The following is a 14442-nucleotide window of genomic DNA, read 5'->3' on the forward strand; positions in this document are numbered from 1 at the left end:
CAGCGCTACGTCACGCGCTACAACACCGCCAGGCTCCATAGCTATAACGGGTATCGGTCGCCAGTTGCGATGGAAAGGCTGGCGGCGTGAAGCCTTAACTGGTGTCCAGAATTACTTGACCAGTTCAGCTTGCTCGCGAACATCCCCAAGCTTTCGCTAGCAAGGGGCCGCTGGCGGAGGTGCTTGTTTGCGCTCAACCCAATCGAGTGGCCGGTGTATACGGGGCTGGATCGATGATCGGCTCGCGCTCCAGCATAAGGTCCGCCAGCAACCGGCAGGACGCAGGAGCGAGGACGAGCCCGTTACGGTAGTGCCCGCAGTTCAGCCAGAGGCCGTCGAACCCCGCCACCGGGCCAATGAAGGGAATACCTTCCGGCGAGCCAGGGCGCAGTCCGGCCCAGTGCCCCACCAATTCGGCGTCGGCCAGGCCCGGTAGTAGCTCGAAGGCAGATGCCTTGAGACTTTCCAGGGCTTCTTCGGTGGGGGTCTTGTCGAATCCGGCGTGCTCCAGGGTGCTGCCAACGAGGACGTGACCGTCACGCCGCGGAATCGCATAACGTCCCTTGGCCAGCACCATCGACGGCAGGAAGTCCTCCGCGCATTTGAACAGGATCATCTGCCCCTTCACGGGTTCCACCGGCAGTTCGACGCCCAAGGTTCCCAACAGCTCCCCACTCCAGGCACCGGCAGCCAGCACCACCCGATCGGCCAGGAGTTCGCCTTCGACCGTGCTCACACCGGTGACCCGCTGGCCATCACGGACAAAACCGCGCACTTCGCACGACTCATGCAAGGTCACGTTCGGCATCCGTAGCAAAGCCTCTCGCAGGGCACGAGTCAGACGCGGGTTGCGCACATTGGCCACGCCCGCCATATAGATCGCCCGCTGGAAACCCGGTCCGAGCGGGGGAACGGCGGCATGGACCTGCGCCATATCGACCGGGGCCAACGGCCGCCGCTGGGCGGCGGCCCAGGCCAGCGCCTCAGCCTCATCCTCCAGGTCCAGCCAGTAGAGCCCCGTGACGAAGACCTCAGGGTCCACACCAGTTTCTGCGAGCAGTTGCTGACCGAGCTGCGGATAGAAATCCTGCGACCAATGCGCCAACGCCGTAACGGCCGAGGAGTAACGCCAGGGATAGAGCGGGGATACGATGCCTCCGCCCGCCCAGGAGGACTCGCGTCCGCAAGGGCCCTTGTCGAGTACTCCGACACTCAATCCCTCCCGCCCAAGGATGCTTGCGGCAAGGAGACCTATGACGCCCCCCCCCACTATCAAGACGTCCATAGCGCCTCCTCGCATAGCAACAGACGACCCCTGCAGAGAAGCGGGATGTTATACGCGAGCCTCAGGAGGATGACCAGCGGAACGGAGCCGCCGGAGATATTCCTAGTACGTCATCTCCGCACAGCTCAAAACTAAGGTGCCGAAAATACGAAGGCGCCACTCTAGGCGCCTGCGCAGTGCGGTTTGCGGACTTCCGGTCAGTCCCGTTCCCGGAAGAACTCCTTGGTGACGTCAACGATCGACGTCACTGTTCCAAAAAATCCTCCGGCGTGTCTGATCGGTTTCAGGTTCGATCGGAATGGGGTCCAGGCCCTCACAACCAATGCAGACAGTCACGGTTTGCTCGTTGCCCTTTTCATCCGTGACCGGGACAGTGGTGATAATGGGCGGAATGGGCATACCACCGCCGGCAATATCTGTCGTCCTCTCAACATCACAGGAACGTGGGTTGAAGAGATTCACCCGGTAACCGGTGGCGATGCCCAGCGGCCTGGAGCAGCCGTTCTCCGAAGTACCACCGGGCCGGTACGAGTTGAAGAAGATCTGTCCCCCTGCAATCGTCGCCGGATTGACAATCTGTTCTCCTCGTCCTGCCAGGTCGAGGAGCCAGCCGCGTTGACCTTTGCCATTACATTGGTCACTGCTAGTCACATCACCAATCAGGCTTCCGTCTAGATCCACTGGAGAGTCGGAAGCCTCGGCTGGTTGATCAACGAAGACGTAGAAACGATCCTGAACATCTTGCACGAAGGGGTAATCAGTCTTCAAGGGACGTTCGCGATTACCTGAGCCGATGCCAACATAAACACTGTTCTTGACCACTGCAACGCTCGGCTGATTCAGGAAGCGCCGGGTGTTGTTCAGGGTATTGGCAACCTTGACGGTCCTCCATAGGGCGGGACTCAGGGTCGTCAAGGCTCCAGTGGAGTCCAGGGTCGAGAAATTGATGCGATAGAGCCCACCCGCAGCATCGGCCGCATAGGCAAAGTCAATTACGCCATCGAAATTCATATCGACAGAAGCCAAGTCCGCGACAACCGGGGCATCGGTAGTCAACTGTTCCGGACCAGCAATCAAGGTGCCATTGGCCGCGTCGAGTACGTAGATGCCCTTGCCCTTGACATTGAGATCACTGCAGTCGAGGGCCGCTTGCGTCGCATCCAAGCAGGAATCATAGCCCCCCCCAAACATGATGATCGGCTGCATCACACCAATGACGGTATATCCCCCCAGATACCCGGACACTGGCGTCGACCAAGTCTGCCCAAGATCGGAAAAGCCGTTACTACAACTGGCAGGCTCGCTGCTTGTACAGCCGACGCGCCAGAGCAAGGCGGGGTTTGTCGGGTTCGTAACGTTGAACCCATAAACCATCCGGCCACCACGTCGCATGGTCGGGAAGATGTAAGCAAGGTCTACTGCGCTCTGTTGGTTGTAACGAACCAGTTGACCGATTGACCCATCGAAGAAGTAATCTTTTGGGGATTCGCCTGCTTCGGCCTCGCCGAATGCGATCGGCGGTTCATTGTTATACAGCCGCTCAATCTTGCTGTAGTGCTCCGGAGCGATAAAAGACCACTGTTCGACTCCATCCTCGGCCCGCACGGAGCGGAACAAGCCGTCATTAGCACCATAGAATGCGTAGATCCCGTTGTCGTCGCCATAGTTGATGGTCAATGGGCGGGAATGGATCACATCGCCATGCAGGCTGGGTCTTACCCCTTGGTCGTCAGGATTTTCCCCCTGGCCCTGCTCACGCCCATAGAGATACTCAAGCCGGTGGGCGTCGCCCAACGCATCTGCGGAAGTCATGGGCGTCAATCCAGAACTGCCAACAGTCAGGATTGCCCGCTCGCCCAAGTCTGATTGGCGCGTAACCTGCGCCACCCCTCCCTTCTCCACGAATGGGCCATCCGGCAAATCGGACCATGCACTGGTAGTGCTACCCAAGCATTGCCCCAACGGCGCTGGCGTCACACCAAGGTCCTCCCAATAGTCTCTAGAGTCGCTCGTCCAGTAACTGGCAGCACACTCCGCCGCAAATCCCGTTAGAGGATTGATCGCCTGCAAGCGATTGACATCGGCTAGTTCAGGAACACCGTTGAACAGGGCAATCTGATACCGCTTGAGGTTTCCGTACCAACGTGGGTCCCCGTATGGCCTGAACATCCCAATGAAGACCTGGTTTTCTTGTTGCGCTCGATTGGTAGCGCTCAGGGGTAATGTAACGGCCGCAAAGGTAGAGCTCACGGAAAGAATGTCTGATAGTGCACTGTCAATCGCACTGACGATCTCGCCCTCACTCTTGGCAGCAAAATACCTTCCCCCGCCAACGCCCTCGGAGGCACTAAGCATCAGACCAGTCTGCTGGGCGTTCTGCTGTTTATTGAAGACATCGATTGTGTAGGTGGTAATCTTCACCCGCGGCGGGAGTTGCTCGTCTGAGCCAGTCCCTGCAACAGGTACGCCATAGTTATGCAGGAATTTTGCCCAGTCATCGAAGTTCCAATCACGTCCGGCACTCGTATTAGATGATCCGTTGGGGGTAACCACCGTGCTGGTACTCCCCCCTTGAGTAACAAGAAGCTTGTCACCCGCGCTCCCCTTCCCACACGACTGGGTTTGACTAGTCGAGCACTGACAGTCTGCTTTCCCTACGCACCAACCGCTTCCAGAAGACTCTGCCACAGTGCAACTGGCGATATCCGAACTCTGGTTGGCTTTGTAGCACTGAGCGGAAAATCCCAGGTTGACGACAGGATCAGTAACCGTCGTAACGCTAAAGCCCGGGATCGCCAACGGCGCTGGCGTTGAGGTCCCAGCCAGGCCATCTGGCGAGCTCCCAACTTCTGCATAAAGCGCCGTCAAAGCGGCCGTGTTTTCACTGCTATCGAGAACCGGTCCGCTCTGGTCAGGGTTGCCAATGAATATGAGATAGGTATTGACGCAAAGATTATCGGTGGTCAGCGGAGACTTGAAGGTGGAGTAGTTCGTCGCATATGCGCTGGAGTCCGCTAATGAAGGCGTCCCCGCCCCACCATCACTCTGCTGCCTGCCCGCCAAGTAGTTGTAGACGTCGTACATCAGGTCCCCATAGGGGGTATTGGAGTTCCTCTTCTCTGTGGGGTCTTCGATACCGACCTCTATGGCCGTCAATTTGCTATTCAGGCTGGCCAGGCTGCTGTCAGTCAGCTCCTGCAAATTGAATCGAACATAGCCACCATCCTCGTTGGCGTTACCCTGCGTCGTAAACTCAATGAGCGCGACATTGGCCTTACCTACGAGCCCTGCCACGGAGCTCCTGATCGCACGGACCTCGGACTGCCCCTGAGTGAAGCCACCCGGCCACTTCTGAGCCTGTCTGGACCAGTTTGAAGTGTTATCCAGCACGAAAATGACGTTAGGCAAGGGACCAGGACCACCGTCGCTCCCCACGAAGATGTCGATATCTTCTGCGAAGGCCGACAGCGCAATTGAAAAGAGCAATAGAACGCTCTTCAAGCACCCGAGGAAAAGTCTGTTCATTTCTATGCCCTTGCGCCCTTACGACCCTGGACAGGCCGTCGCAATATTATTGCTCGTTGCCCGAATGGCAATGCCTTGCCGCACCGTTACTTCTGCCCCGGTTACTAGGTCAGTGGCGGTTGCAAGGAGCTCCCACACTGAATTGACACACATGGAGTTCTCACCCGGGATAAAACAGCTGGCGTCCTTAGCATTATCTAGATTCAACTCGGAGTTCTTGATGGGAATCACAATCACGCAGGACGGAGTGTCCAGTTTGACGGCTATATCAACTGCCTTGTCGCCATTGAAGTCGTAACACTTGCGATTAGACTCTTCACAGGATGTCAAGAACACCGAACCCGGCGTCTTGATGAACTGAGCCGAACTTATGGCCTCTTCGATTGCAGCATTGGCCGCATGCTTGGAGAGGTTCCGACTCTCCATGTTGTGGATGACCTTCAAGTTGGTCTGGGTAAGGTTGAAACCACTGATGGCCAGCAAGGTGACCAACAGCAGCATGATCAACGCCACCAGCAACACCACGCCGCGCTCTTGCTTCCTCAAGCGCTCTTTCATGGCAACTCCCTCCTGCCCGCCACATTCCGCAGATGGACCGTTGTGGAGTACAACTGCCGCTTGTAGCCTTTCAATGAGTCTGGAACAACGTACGTTACGCCGGCCAAGACATAATCGTTGTCATCCGTATAACCTGAGGTTGGCTCGGGGTTTCTCGCTATCAAATAGACTTTCACGGAAACGACGTCAGCCCACTGCGCACCTGCCGGCGTCCGCGTGAAGGAATCAACCGTCCCGTCGCCGGTCGTATCCAGTCCGTACTCGAAGCGGATTATCTCGATATCGTCCACCAAGGAGGTGACGGTTGAATAATCGTTCCCCAGCAACTCGGCCCGCATCAGTACATCAGAGCTGCTGACGAAATAGACCCGACTGAGCATCTGATATCGCGGTGCCAAGGCCGTGCAGTCACGCGCCTTCAGATCCAGATCGCCAGTATTCGCGCTCAGTTTCAGTTCACCAGGCGCGAGCGACTTGCAGGCGGAAACCTGGATATGGAAGTTCGCGCCCGCCAACGCACACCCCGGCGAGCCCAGTGCACAGGTACTGGCTCGACGAATGGCGATAAAGTCAGTCCCACTTTTCGGACTGGAGCAATTGGTACCACCTCCAAGCGCACCCTGGACGGGGTACCCCATGGCGGCCTCTAGATCACTTTCACTGGTTGGACAGAGCGGAGGCACCGACGCCGGAAGTGTCTGTGCGCCCGCCTCCCCCCAGTAGCCGGCGTTCTCGAGCTCATCCTCCAGAAGCCGGAGCACGTAGTTACCGTTTTCGATCTGCCGACCAGTCCGGTCAATCTCCGTCCTGACCTGATTGTCTTTGAGGAAAATCTCGGTCACCGCTATCAGTATCACCAGCCCCAAAGTCATAGCGATCATGATCTCGACGATCGAGAAACCCTTCTGGGAAATCATGGGTGACTTGGCCAATGACATGATCACTCCCCCAGGAAACCCAATACGACATCAACACTGGCCGTCCGCCGCAGGCGGTCGTCATCACCATACAACCCCTTCCCGCAGTCCGATGCCGGTGCGACAGTCGGACTCAGCCCTTGCCAGGCGACCGTAACTCGAATAGTGGTTTGCTTGCCGGCGCCACCGCTTGCGACATTTTCGATACAACCCCGCGCACCGATGACGCTGCCAAGCTTCTGCGTAGAGTCGGAACCTGAACTGATCTCAGTCCCGCGAAGGGCCTCATTCCAGGCACACAAGTCGTAGTCCACTGAATAGCTCGTCGGGCACGTCTGAGCGTCAGCTCCGTAGACTTCGCTCCCGCCATACGAGCCATCCCGGGCGACCTTGGGATTGTTGCGAATCCTGTTGGCCATATCCTCCACCAACCGCAGCGCCTGGGACCGCTGATAGGCTTCGAACTGACCATTGAGCATCTTGGAGTTCAAGCCAGCCAGCCCAAGGAGCCCAACGGCGAGCACCAGAATGGCCACCAGCACCTCGATCAAGGTGAACCCTCTAGATGAACAGGCACTCCGGCACCTCATATCAGCAGCCCTCATTGCTGGACGTCACCCGCCCATCAGTGCCAAGGGCCAAGCAGCTGATCTTCGCCTCTTCATCACCGATGGCACTGCTGACCTCAAAGGTAACTGCGGTTGCAACCCTTCCGGATGCACTGAATTGGACCTGCACAGCCGATGCCTCTATTTCTACGCCTGTAACCGCGGAGTGGCTGATCAGATCTGGTTGCCCAGCGACGGGGTTCGCCAATGTCCATCCGGCGGCCCAGCCACTGGAATGGCCGGTCAGTATCATTGAACGATTGCGTTTGACCGCCTCGGAACGGGCGAGCACCAGATCCCCATGCAGGTCACTTACGGTGGCGCGAACGCGCTGGGCGGCGATGAAGCTTTGATAGGAGGGAACGGCCACGCCTATCAGCACTGCCAGCAGAGCGATGGCGACCATCAGCTCGATTAGGGTGAACGCCCGCTGCATCGACCGCCCTGAGAGCTTGTCTGGCAGAGGGCCGCCGTCTCGCTGCCCGCCACTCAACCTCACCAAGAGCCGCCCGTCCATGTCTTTCCACCGCTCTGATCGATGGTCAAGTCACCGTCACCAGCCTGAGCTGTGCCCGATTTAGGAGAAGCGGTGATAGTGAATGTTGGTGGAGCATTGCCAACATCACCGATGGAGATAGTGTAGTTCTTAGAGACACTGGCAGGCTCCGTGGCATTTAGGTCGCTGATATTCGCCGTGTACTTCCTAGCATCCATCAGATACTGCTGCTGCTTCTGGGCGAGATCCATCAGATAGGACTGCGCCTCTCCTCGATTCGCCCGAATGACGTAACTCGTGTAGGAAGGATACGCAACCGCCGCGAGAATCCCGATGACGGCAACAGCGATCATGAGCTCGACCAACGAAAAGCCAGACTGGTTCTTTCGCATACCTGACGGTTCCTTGCACGTCGTCTACGGCTTGAAAGGCCTGGGGTTCGCCAGAACTTCCATTGATATTTATTAGTTCAATATTCGCATGAATTTGCGCCGGATTCTCTGAGCAAGTCGACATCCTTTAAGTCCATGGTTTCCGACATAAAGGCCACAGTGCTCGCGACGCTAGGTTATATGCATTTCCCTTGGACCATCCCCGAGGCTACGATAGGCGGCAGCTCCGGTGTGACCACCGGTTAGCCGGGCAGGACGCCCGGAGACAGCCAGGAGGGCATGGATGCTATGTATCTGTCCAAAAAGGGCTTTACCCTTGTCGAGTTGCTGTTCGGACTCGCAATCGTGATGTTACTGATAGGTTTGGCCGCACCTACCTTCCAGAGCATCATTCAGGAGCAGCAGGTTCGCTCTGCCGTGATCTCCTTGGCTAGCAGCCTCCAGCTCGCGAGGGTCGAATCCATCAAGCGCAACAGGCCGGTTTTGGTCGACAATGAGAATGGGGATTGGAGCAGCGGCTGGATCGTCTACGTGGACCTTAACCGCGACGGTAGGCCCGACCCAGGCGAACCTGTTATTCAGCGTGAACCTCCGCTTGCAGCCCAGGTTGTAGTGAATAGCAACAGGCCTATCAGGCGTTATGTGCGCTATACCGCTAACGGCCGGACCAAGATGAATAGCGGAGCGTTCCAAGCCGGCACCTTCTGGGTGTGCCACCTGTCCGGTAACGTTTCCAGAAGAAAAATCATCATCAGTGCCAGTGGCCGGGCTCGTCGTGACGTCGAGCCCGCCGGCCCATGCAGTATCACGCCCTAGAGCGCCTTCACCCGCAATTCCTTGGGCATCGAGAAGGTTACATTCTCTGGCCTGCCATCCAACTCGACCGCCACATCGGCGCCCCATTCGCGCAGTTGCTCGATCACGCCCTGCACCAGCACCTCGGGAGCCGAAGCGCCGGCCGTGATGCCGACCTTCTGCGCATGCTCGAACCATTCGCGCTTCATGTCTTCGGCGCCGTCGATCAGGTAGGCCGGAGTCCCGATGCGCTCGGCAAGCTCGCGCAGGCGGTTGGAGTTGGAGCTGTTCGGGCTGCCTACGACCAGGACCAGGTCGCTTTCATTCGCCAGCTGTTTGACTGCATCCTGGCGATTCTGGGTGGCGTAGCAGATGTCGTCCTTGCGCGGTCCGCCGATACTGGGGAACTTGGCGCGTAGCGCGTCGATGACGCGGCTGGTGTCATCCATCGAAAGGGTCGTCTGGGTGACGAAGGACAGGGCTTCAGGATTGCGCACCACCAGGCGCTCGACGTCTGCTTCGTCTTCAACCAGGTAGATCGCTCCACCCGTGCTGGCGTCGTACTGGCCCATGGTGCCTTCGACTTCCGGGTGCCCGGCGTGGCCGATCAGGATGCACTCGCGGCCATCGCGACTGTAGCGCGCGACTTCCATATGCACCTTGGTCACCAGTGGGCAGGTCGCGTCGAACACCTTGAGGCCACGGCGTTCGGCTTCCTGGCGCACGGCCTGGGAAACGCCATGGGCGCTGAAGATGACGATGACGTTGTCCGGCACCTGGTCCAGCTCTTCGACGAACACTGCGCCACGGGCTCGCAGGTCTTCGACCACGAACTTGTTGTGCACCACTTCGTGGCGCACGTAGATCGGCGGGCCGAAGACTTCCAGCGCTCGGTTGACAATTTCGATGGCGCGATCGACACCGGCACAGAAGCCGCGGGGATTGGCGAGTTTGATTTGCATGGCGGTTACCTCGTCCTGCCTCAGCGGTCTGAAATTAGCCATTCGCGAGCAAGCTCGCTCCTACAAGGGAGGCCGTGGCCTGTCAGGCTGGTTTGACCGCCAGGATTTCCACCTCGAAGCTCAGCGGCTTGCCGGCCAGGGGGTGATTGAAATCGATGGTCACGTGCGAGTCGTCGATGAATTTGACCACACCCGGCAACTCGGCATTCGCCGCATCATTGAAGATGATCAGCAGGCCTTCGGAAAGCTCCATGTCCTGGAACTGGCCACGTGGCATCACTTGCACGTTCTGCGGGTTGTGCTGGCCGAACCCCTGCTCGGGCTCGATGGCCAGCACGCGCTTGTCGCCAGCCTTCAGGCCGAACAGCACGCCCTCGAAACCGGGGAGCAAGTTGCCGTCGCCAACTTTGAAGGTGGCCGGATTCTTGTCGAAAGTACTATCCACCACGTCGCCATTATCCAGCTTGATGGCGAAGTGCAGGGTGACCTCCATGTCCGGCCCTATGCGATGTTCAGTCATGGGCGGTTTCTCCGGGCTTATTCGCTTTGAACATATCCAGCGCCAGCATCACGGCACCGACGGTGATGGCGCTATCGGCCAGGTTGAACGCAGGGAAGTACCAGCGGTTCTGCCAATGCACCAGGATGAAGTCGACCACATGGCCAAGCACCACGCGGTCGTAGAGGTTGCCCAGGGCGCCACCGAGGACCAGGGCCAACGCGACGGCCAGCCAGGTTTCCTGCGGTTTCAGGCGTTTGAGCCACACCACCAGCACGCCGCTGACCACCAGGGCGATCAAGGCGAAGAGCCAACGCTGCCAGCCGGAGCTGTCGGCCAGGAAGCTGAAGGCGGCGCCGGTGTTATAGGCCAGCGTCCAGCTGAAGTAGTCAGGGATGACTACGATCTGCTGGTAAAGGTTGAGCTCAGTCTCGAAGAACCACTTGCTGGCCTGGTCGAGCACGAACACCAGCGTGCTCAACCAGAGCCAGCCCAGGCGGCCGTATGCCTTAGGCATAGTGACGAACCTCGCCGGCGCCATCGATATTCTCTACGCAGCGGTCGCACAGCTCAGGATGCTGGGCGTGCTGACCGACGTCCTCACGGTGGTGCCAGCAGCGGCCGCACTTGGCGTGGGTAGACTTCTGGATCTTCAGCTTGAGGCCGGATACCTCGGTCTCCACGGCATCGGCCGGTGCATTGGCGAGCGGCTGGATCTGCGCAGCCGAGGTGATCAGCACGAAGCGCAGTTCGTCGCCGAGCTTGGTCAAGCGCTCAGCCAGGCTGTCTTCGGCATACAGGGTCACTTCCGCCTGCAGGTTGCCGCCGATGGCCTTGGCACTGCGCAGGTTCTCCAGCTCCTTGTTCACCGAGGCTTTGACGGCCATGACCTGTTCCCAGAACTCGCGGCCCAGTTCGGCGCCTTCCGGCATCTCGGAGAGCCCCTGATACCAGGTGTTGAGCATGACGGACTCGTTGCGCTCGCCCGGCAGGTACTGCCAGATTTCCTCGGCAGTGAAGGCGAGGATCGGCGCAACCCAGCGCACCAGAGCCTCGGCGATGTGGAACAGCGCGGTCTGGCAGGAGCGGCGCGCTACGCTGTCGGCCGCGGTGGTGTACTGGCGGTCCTTGATGATGTCCAGGTAAAAACCGCCCAACTCCTGCACACAGAAGTTGTGCACCCTGGAGTAGACGTTCCAGAAGCGGTATTCGCCGTAGGCTTCTTCCAGCTCACGTTGCAGCAGCAGCGCACGGTCGACAGCCCAACGATCTAGGGCCAGCATGTCCGCAGCGGGCAGCAGGTCTTTCGCCGGGTCGAAGCCGTTGAGGTTGGCCAGCAGGAAGCGCGCGGTGTTGCGGATACGGCGGTAGGCATCGGCGCTGCGCTGGAGAATCTGCTGGGAGACCGCCATCTCGCCGGAATAGTCGGTCGCGGAAACCCACAGGCGCAGGATGTCGGCGCCGAGGCTGTCGGTGACCTGCTGCGGTGCGATGACGTTACCAAGAGACTTGGACATCTTGCGACCGGACTCGTCCACGGTGAAGCCGTGGGTCAGCAGCTGGCGGTAGGGCGCGTGACCGTCAATGGCGCAACCGGTCAGCAAGGACGAGTGGAACCAGCCACGGTGCTGGTCGGAGCCTTCCAGGTAGAGGTCGGCAGCCGGGCCGCTGGTGTGGCCCAGTTCGGCATGGGAGCCGCGCAGTACGTGCCAGTGGGTGGTACCGGAGTCGAACCAGACGTCCAGGGTGTCGCTGATCTTGTCGTACTGGCCGGCCTCGTCACCGAGCAGCTCAGCGGCATCCAGCTTGAACCAGGCCTCGATGCCTTCCTGCTCGACGCGCTGGGCCACCTGCTCCATCAGCTCGACGGTGCGCGGGTGCAGTTCACCGCTCGCCTTGTGCAGGAAGAGCGGAATCGGTACGCCCCAGTTGCGCTGGCGCGAGATGCACCAATCGGGACGACCGGCGATCATGCCATGCAGGCGCGCCTGGCCCCAGGCCGGGACGAATTCGGTCTGGCCGATGGCGTCCAGCGCACGCTCACGCAGGGTGACGCCCTGGTTGGGCTGCTTGTCCATGCCGACGAACCACTGCGCAGTAGCGCGGTAGATCAGCGGGGTCTTGTGGCGCCAGCAGTGCATGTAGCTGTGGGTGATGCCTTCATGCTTGAGCAGCGCGCCCACTTCTTCGAGCTTGGCGACGATGGCCGGATTGGCCTTCCAGATGAACTGGCCACCGAAGAACGGCAGCGAGTCGACGTAGACGCCATTGCTCTGCACGGGGCTGAGAATGTCGTCATTGCTCATGCCGTAGTGCTTGCACGTACGGAAGTCGTCCTCACCGTAGGCCGGTGCGGAGTGAACGATGCCGGTGCCGGCGCCCAGTTCGACGTACTCGGCGAGATACACCGGGGACAGGCGTTCGTAGAACGGATGGCGGAAGCGCACCTGATCCAGCGCCTCACCCTTGGCGGTTGCGATGACCTGGCCCTCCAGGCCGTAGCGCGAAAGGCACGACTCCACCAGCTCTTCGGCCAGCAACAGCAGACGCGCGCCGGTATCGACCAGGGCGTAGGTGAATTCAGGGTGAACGTTCAGCGCCTGGTTGGCCGGGATGGTCCAGGGCGTGGTGGTCCAGATCACGATGGCCGCAGGCTTGGCCAGGCTCGACAGACCAAAGGCCGCTGCCAGCTTGTCGGCATCTTCAACGGCGAAGGCTACGTCGATGGCATCGGACTTCTTGTCCTGGTACTCGACTTCCGCTTCAGCCAGGGCCGAGCCGCAGTCGAAGCACCAGTTCACAGGCTTCAGGCCTTTGAACACGAAACCTTGCTTGACCATTTCCGCCAGCGCGCGGATTTCGCCGGCCTCGTTAGCGAAGTCCATGGTCTTGTAGGGGTTGTCCCAATCACCGAGCACGCCCAGGCGGATGAAGTCGGCTTTCTGGCCTTCGATCTGCTCGGCGGCGTAGGCGCGGCACAGCTCGCGGGTCTTGTCGGCGGAGAGGTTCTTGCCGTGGGTGGTCTCGACCTTGTGTTCGATCGGCAGGCCGTGGCAGTCCCAGCCCGGCACATAGGGGGCGTCGAAGCCGGACAGCGTCTTGGAACGGACGATGATGTCCTTGAGGATCTTGTTGACCGCGTGACCGATGTGAATGTTGCCGTTGGCATATGGCGGGCCATCGTGCAGGACGAACTTCGGGCGCCCTTCACCGATCTGCCGCAGTTTCTGGTACAGGCCAATGCCGTTCCAACGCTGCAGCAGTTCCGGCTCGCGCTGGGGCAGACCGGCCTTCATCGGGAATGCCGTTTCCGGCAGGTTGAGGGTCGCTTTGTAATCGGTCATTTCAGTCCAGGCTCGTCAATTTGAGTGGGTGCCCAGCCAATAGGCACGGGCTGCAGCGACATCCGCATCGATCGCCGACTTCAACGCCTCCAGAGAGGCAAAACGCTGCTCTTCGCGCAGCTTGTGGTGGAAGGTCACGCTGATCCGCTGGTCGTACAGATCGCCGGCGTAATCCAGCAGGTGAACCTCCAGGTGGGCGCGCCCGTCCCCCTTCACACTGGGTCGCACGCCGATGTTGGCCACACCAGGCACCTGGTGGCCATTCAGCTCGACACTCACCAGGTAGACCCCGTTCAGGGGGACCCGGCGACGCTTGAGCTGGACGTTGGCTGTTGGAGTGCCCAGCTGGCGGCCCAGTTTCTGGCCATGCAGGACACGTCCGGTAATGCTGAACGGACGCCCCAGCAAACGCTCAGCCAGCGTGAATTTCCCCTCAGCCAATGCCTGACGCACCCGGGTGCTGCTCACGCGATGACCATCGAGTTCTACGGTCGCTGCCGCCTCGACGCTGAAACCTTCAGCTGCACCGGCCTGCAGCAGGAAGCCGAAATCACCGGCACGGTCGCAGCCAAAGCGGAAGTCATCACCGATTTCCAGGTGGGCCGCCCCCAGGCCTTCGACCAGCACCGCATGAACGAACTCAGCCGCACTCAACTCGCGCAGGCGGCGGTTGAAAGCCAGGCACAACACACGATCGACCCCTTCCCTGGCCAGTAGCTCGAGCTTGTCGCGCAGGCGCGTCAGCCTGACTGGCGCCGTGTCAGGGCCGAAATATTCCCGGGGTTGCGGCTCGAAAATGACCACGCAACTGGGCACGCCAAGCTCGGCGGCACGCTCGCGCAAACGCTTGAGAATGGCCTGATGGCCACGGTGCACGCCGTCGAAATTGCCGATAGTGGCAACACAGCCCCGGTGCTGGGGTTGCAGGTTGTGGAGGCCTCGAACCAGCTGCATAGCACAAGTCTTGTTCACAAAGTGGTCGATTATACGCACAGGTGCCGCCTGACAACAGGCGGCGAAGGCGCGTTAGTGCGATAAGCGGATGCCGGGGCTGCACCCTG

The 14442-nt window shown here is 59.8% G+C and carries 13 protein-coding genes; 1 reads left to right on the forward strand and 12 read right to left on the reverse strand.

The features are described 5' to 3' along the window. Window positions 1-193: 193 nt before the first annotated feature. The 7 genes from thiO to J7302_RS26895 all read right to left on the reverse strand — a co-directional run bounded on the left by thiO (window position 194) and on the right by J7302_RS26895 (window position 7781). Window positions 194-1285 (reverse strand): glycine oxidase ThiO, encoded by a 1092-nt coding sequence (gene thiO, locus J7302_RS23070; protein ID WP_215380230.1) that lies wholly within the window; start codon window positions 1283-1285, stop codon window positions 194-196. Window positions 1286-1516: 231 nt separating this feature from the next. Beyond that, entirely contained in the window at window positions 1517-4810 is a 3294-nt protein-coding gene (locus J7302_RS23075) for a pilus assembly protein (RefSeq protein ID WP_215380233.1), read from the reverse strand. A gap of 18 nt (window positions 4811-4828) precedes the next feature. After that, on the reverse strand, window positions 4829-5368 hold the full coding sequence (locus J7302_RS23080) for a hypothetical protein (protein WP_215380235.1): 540 nt from the start codon (window positions 5366-5368) through the stop codon (window positions 4829-4831). Next, window positions 5365-6306 carry a PilW family protein gene (locus tag J7302_RS23085; protein ID WP_215380378.1) on the reverse strand — a complete coding sequence of 314 codons (942 nt, stop codon included), beginning with the start codon at window positions 6304-6306 and terminating at the stop codon, window positions 5365-5367. The genes J7302_RS23080 and J7302_RS23085 overlap by 4 nt, the downstream gene beginning before the upstream one ends. A 2-nt stretch (window positions 6307-6308) precedes the next feature. After that, window positions 6309-6890: a type IV pilus modification protein PilV gene (gene pilV / locus J7302_RS23090; RefSeq protein ID WP_349814470.1), complete on the reverse strand. Its 582-nt coding sequence runs from the start codon at window positions 6888-6890 to the stop codon at window positions 6309-6311. Continuing rightward, window positions 6877-7329 (reverse strand): GspH/FimT family pseudopilin, encoded by a 453-nt coding sequence (locus tag J7302_RS23095; protein ID WP_215380380.1) that lies wholly within the window; start codon window positions 7327-7329, stop codon window positions 6877-6879. Before J7302_RS23095 ends, pilV begins: the two co-directional genes overlap by 14 nt. Before the next feature lie 59 nt (window positions 7330-7388). Then, window positions 7389-7781, reverse strand: coding sequence for a type IV pilin protein (locus J7302_RS26895; protein ID WP_215380241.1), 393 nt, complete (start codon window positions 7779-7781; stop codon window positions 7389-7391). Window positions 7782-8069: 288 nt separating this feature from the next. Here J7302_RS26895 and J7302_RS23105 point away from each other — a divergent pair, with 288 nt between their 5' ends. Then, window positions 8070-8597 (forward strand): GspH/FimT family pseudopilin, encoded by a 528-nt coding sequence (locus J7302_RS23105; protein WP_215380243.1) that lies wholly within the window; start codon window positions 8070-8072, stop codon window positions 8595-8597. On the opposite strand, the gene ispH is transcribed toward J7302_RS23105, so the two are convergent. The 5 genes from ispH to ribF all read right to left on the reverse strand — a co-directional run bounded on the left by ispH (window position 8594) and on the right by ribF (window position 14335). Then, window positions 8594-9538, reverse strand: a complete 945-nt coding sequence (ispH, locus tag J7302_RS23110) for a 4-hydroxy-3-methylbut-2-enyl diphosphate reductase (RefSeq protein WP_215380245.1) — start codon at window positions 9536-9538, stop codon at window positions 8594-8596. The genes J7302_RS23105 and ispH overlap by 4 nt on opposite strands. 82 nt (window positions 9539-9620) lie before the next feature. Beyond that, entirely contained in the window at window positions 9621-10058 is a 438-nt protein-coding gene (locus J7302_RS23115) for an FKBP-type peptidyl-prolyl cis-trans isomerase (protein ID WP_215380248.1), read from the reverse strand. Further along, a complete protein-coding gene (gene lspA / locus J7302_RS23120) occupies window positions 10051-10554 on the reverse strand; it encodes a signal peptidase II (RefSeq protein ID WP_215380251.1) in 504 nt (167 codons plus the stop codon). The genes J7302_RS23115 and lspA overlap by 8 nt, the downstream gene beginning before the upstream one ends. Continuing rightward, window positions 10547-13381, reverse strand: coding sequence for an isoleucine--tRNA ligase (gene ileS, locus J7302_RS23125; RefSeq protein ID WP_215380254.1), 2835 nt, complete (start codon window positions 13379-13381; stop codon window positions 10547-10549). Before ileS ends, lspA begins: the two co-directional genes overlap by 8 nt. A gap of 15 nt (window positions 13382-13396) precedes the next feature. Next, the gene (ribF, locus tag J7302_RS23130; RefSeq protein ID WP_215380257.1) at window positions 13397-14335 is read right to left on the reverse strand and encodes a bifunctional riboflavin kinase/FAD synthetase; all 939 of its coding nucleotides are present in this window, start codon (window positions 14333-14335) and stop codon (window positions 13397-13399) included. Window positions 14336-14442 lie beyond the last annotated feature (107 nt).

Source organism: Metapseudomonas boanensis, from assembly GCF_018704125.1.
Classification (GTDB): Bacteria; Pseudomonadota; Gammaproteobacteria; order Pseudomonadales; family Pseudomonadaceae; genus Metapseudomonas; species Metapseudomonas boanensis.

Coding starts and splice junctions, on each gene's coding strand:
- thiO (WP_215380230.1), bottom strand. CDS start 1,285: ATGGACGTCTTGATAGTGGGGGGGGGCGTCATAGGTCTCCTTGCCGCA.
- J7302_RS23075 (WP_215380233.1), bottom strand. CDS start 4,810: ATGAACAGACTTTTCCTCGGGTGCTTGAAGAGCGTTCTATTGCTCTTT.
- J7302_RS23080 (WP_215380235.1), bottom strand. CDS start 5,368: ATGAAAGAGCGCTTGAGGAAGCAAGAGCGCGGCGTGGTGTTGCTGGTG.
- J7302_RS23085 (WP_215380378.1), bottom strand. CDS start 6,306: ATGTCATTGGCCAAGTCACCCATGATTTCCCAGAAGGGTTTCTCGATC.
- pilV (WP_349814470.1), bottom strand. CDS start 6,890: ATGAGGGCTGCTGATATGAGGTGCCGGAGTGCCTGTTCATCTAGAGGG.
- J7302_RS23095 (WP_215380380.1), bottom strand. CDS start 7,329: ATGCAGCGGGCGTTCACCCTAATCGAGCTGATGGTCGCCATCGCTCTG.
- J7302_RS26895 (WP_215380241.1), bottom strand. CDS start 7,781: ATGCGAAAGAACCAGTCTGGCTTTTCGTTGGTCGAGCTCATGATCGCT.
- J7302_RS23105 (WP_215380243.1), top strand. CDS start 8,070: ATGTATCTGTCCAAAAAGGGCTTTACCCTTGTCGAGTTGCTGTTCGGA.
- ispH (WP_215380245.1), bottom strand. CDS start 9,538: ATGCAAATCAAACTCGCCAATCCCCGCGGCTTCTGTGCCGGTGTCGAT.
- J7302_RS23115 (WP_215380248.1), bottom strand. CDS start 10,058: ATGACTGAACATCGCATAGGGCCGGACATGGAGGTCACCCTGCACTTC.
- lspA (WP_215380251.1), bottom strand. CDS start 10,554: ATGCCTAAGGCATACGGCCGCCTGGGCTGGCTCTGGTTGAGCACGCTG.
- ileS (WP_215380254.1), bottom strand. CDS start 13,381: ATGACCGATTACAAAGCGACCCTCAACCTGCCGGAAACGGCATTCCCG.
- ribF (WP_215380257.1), bottom strand. CDS start 14,335: ATGCAGCTGGTTCGAGGCCTCCACAACCTGCAACCCCAGCACCGGGGC.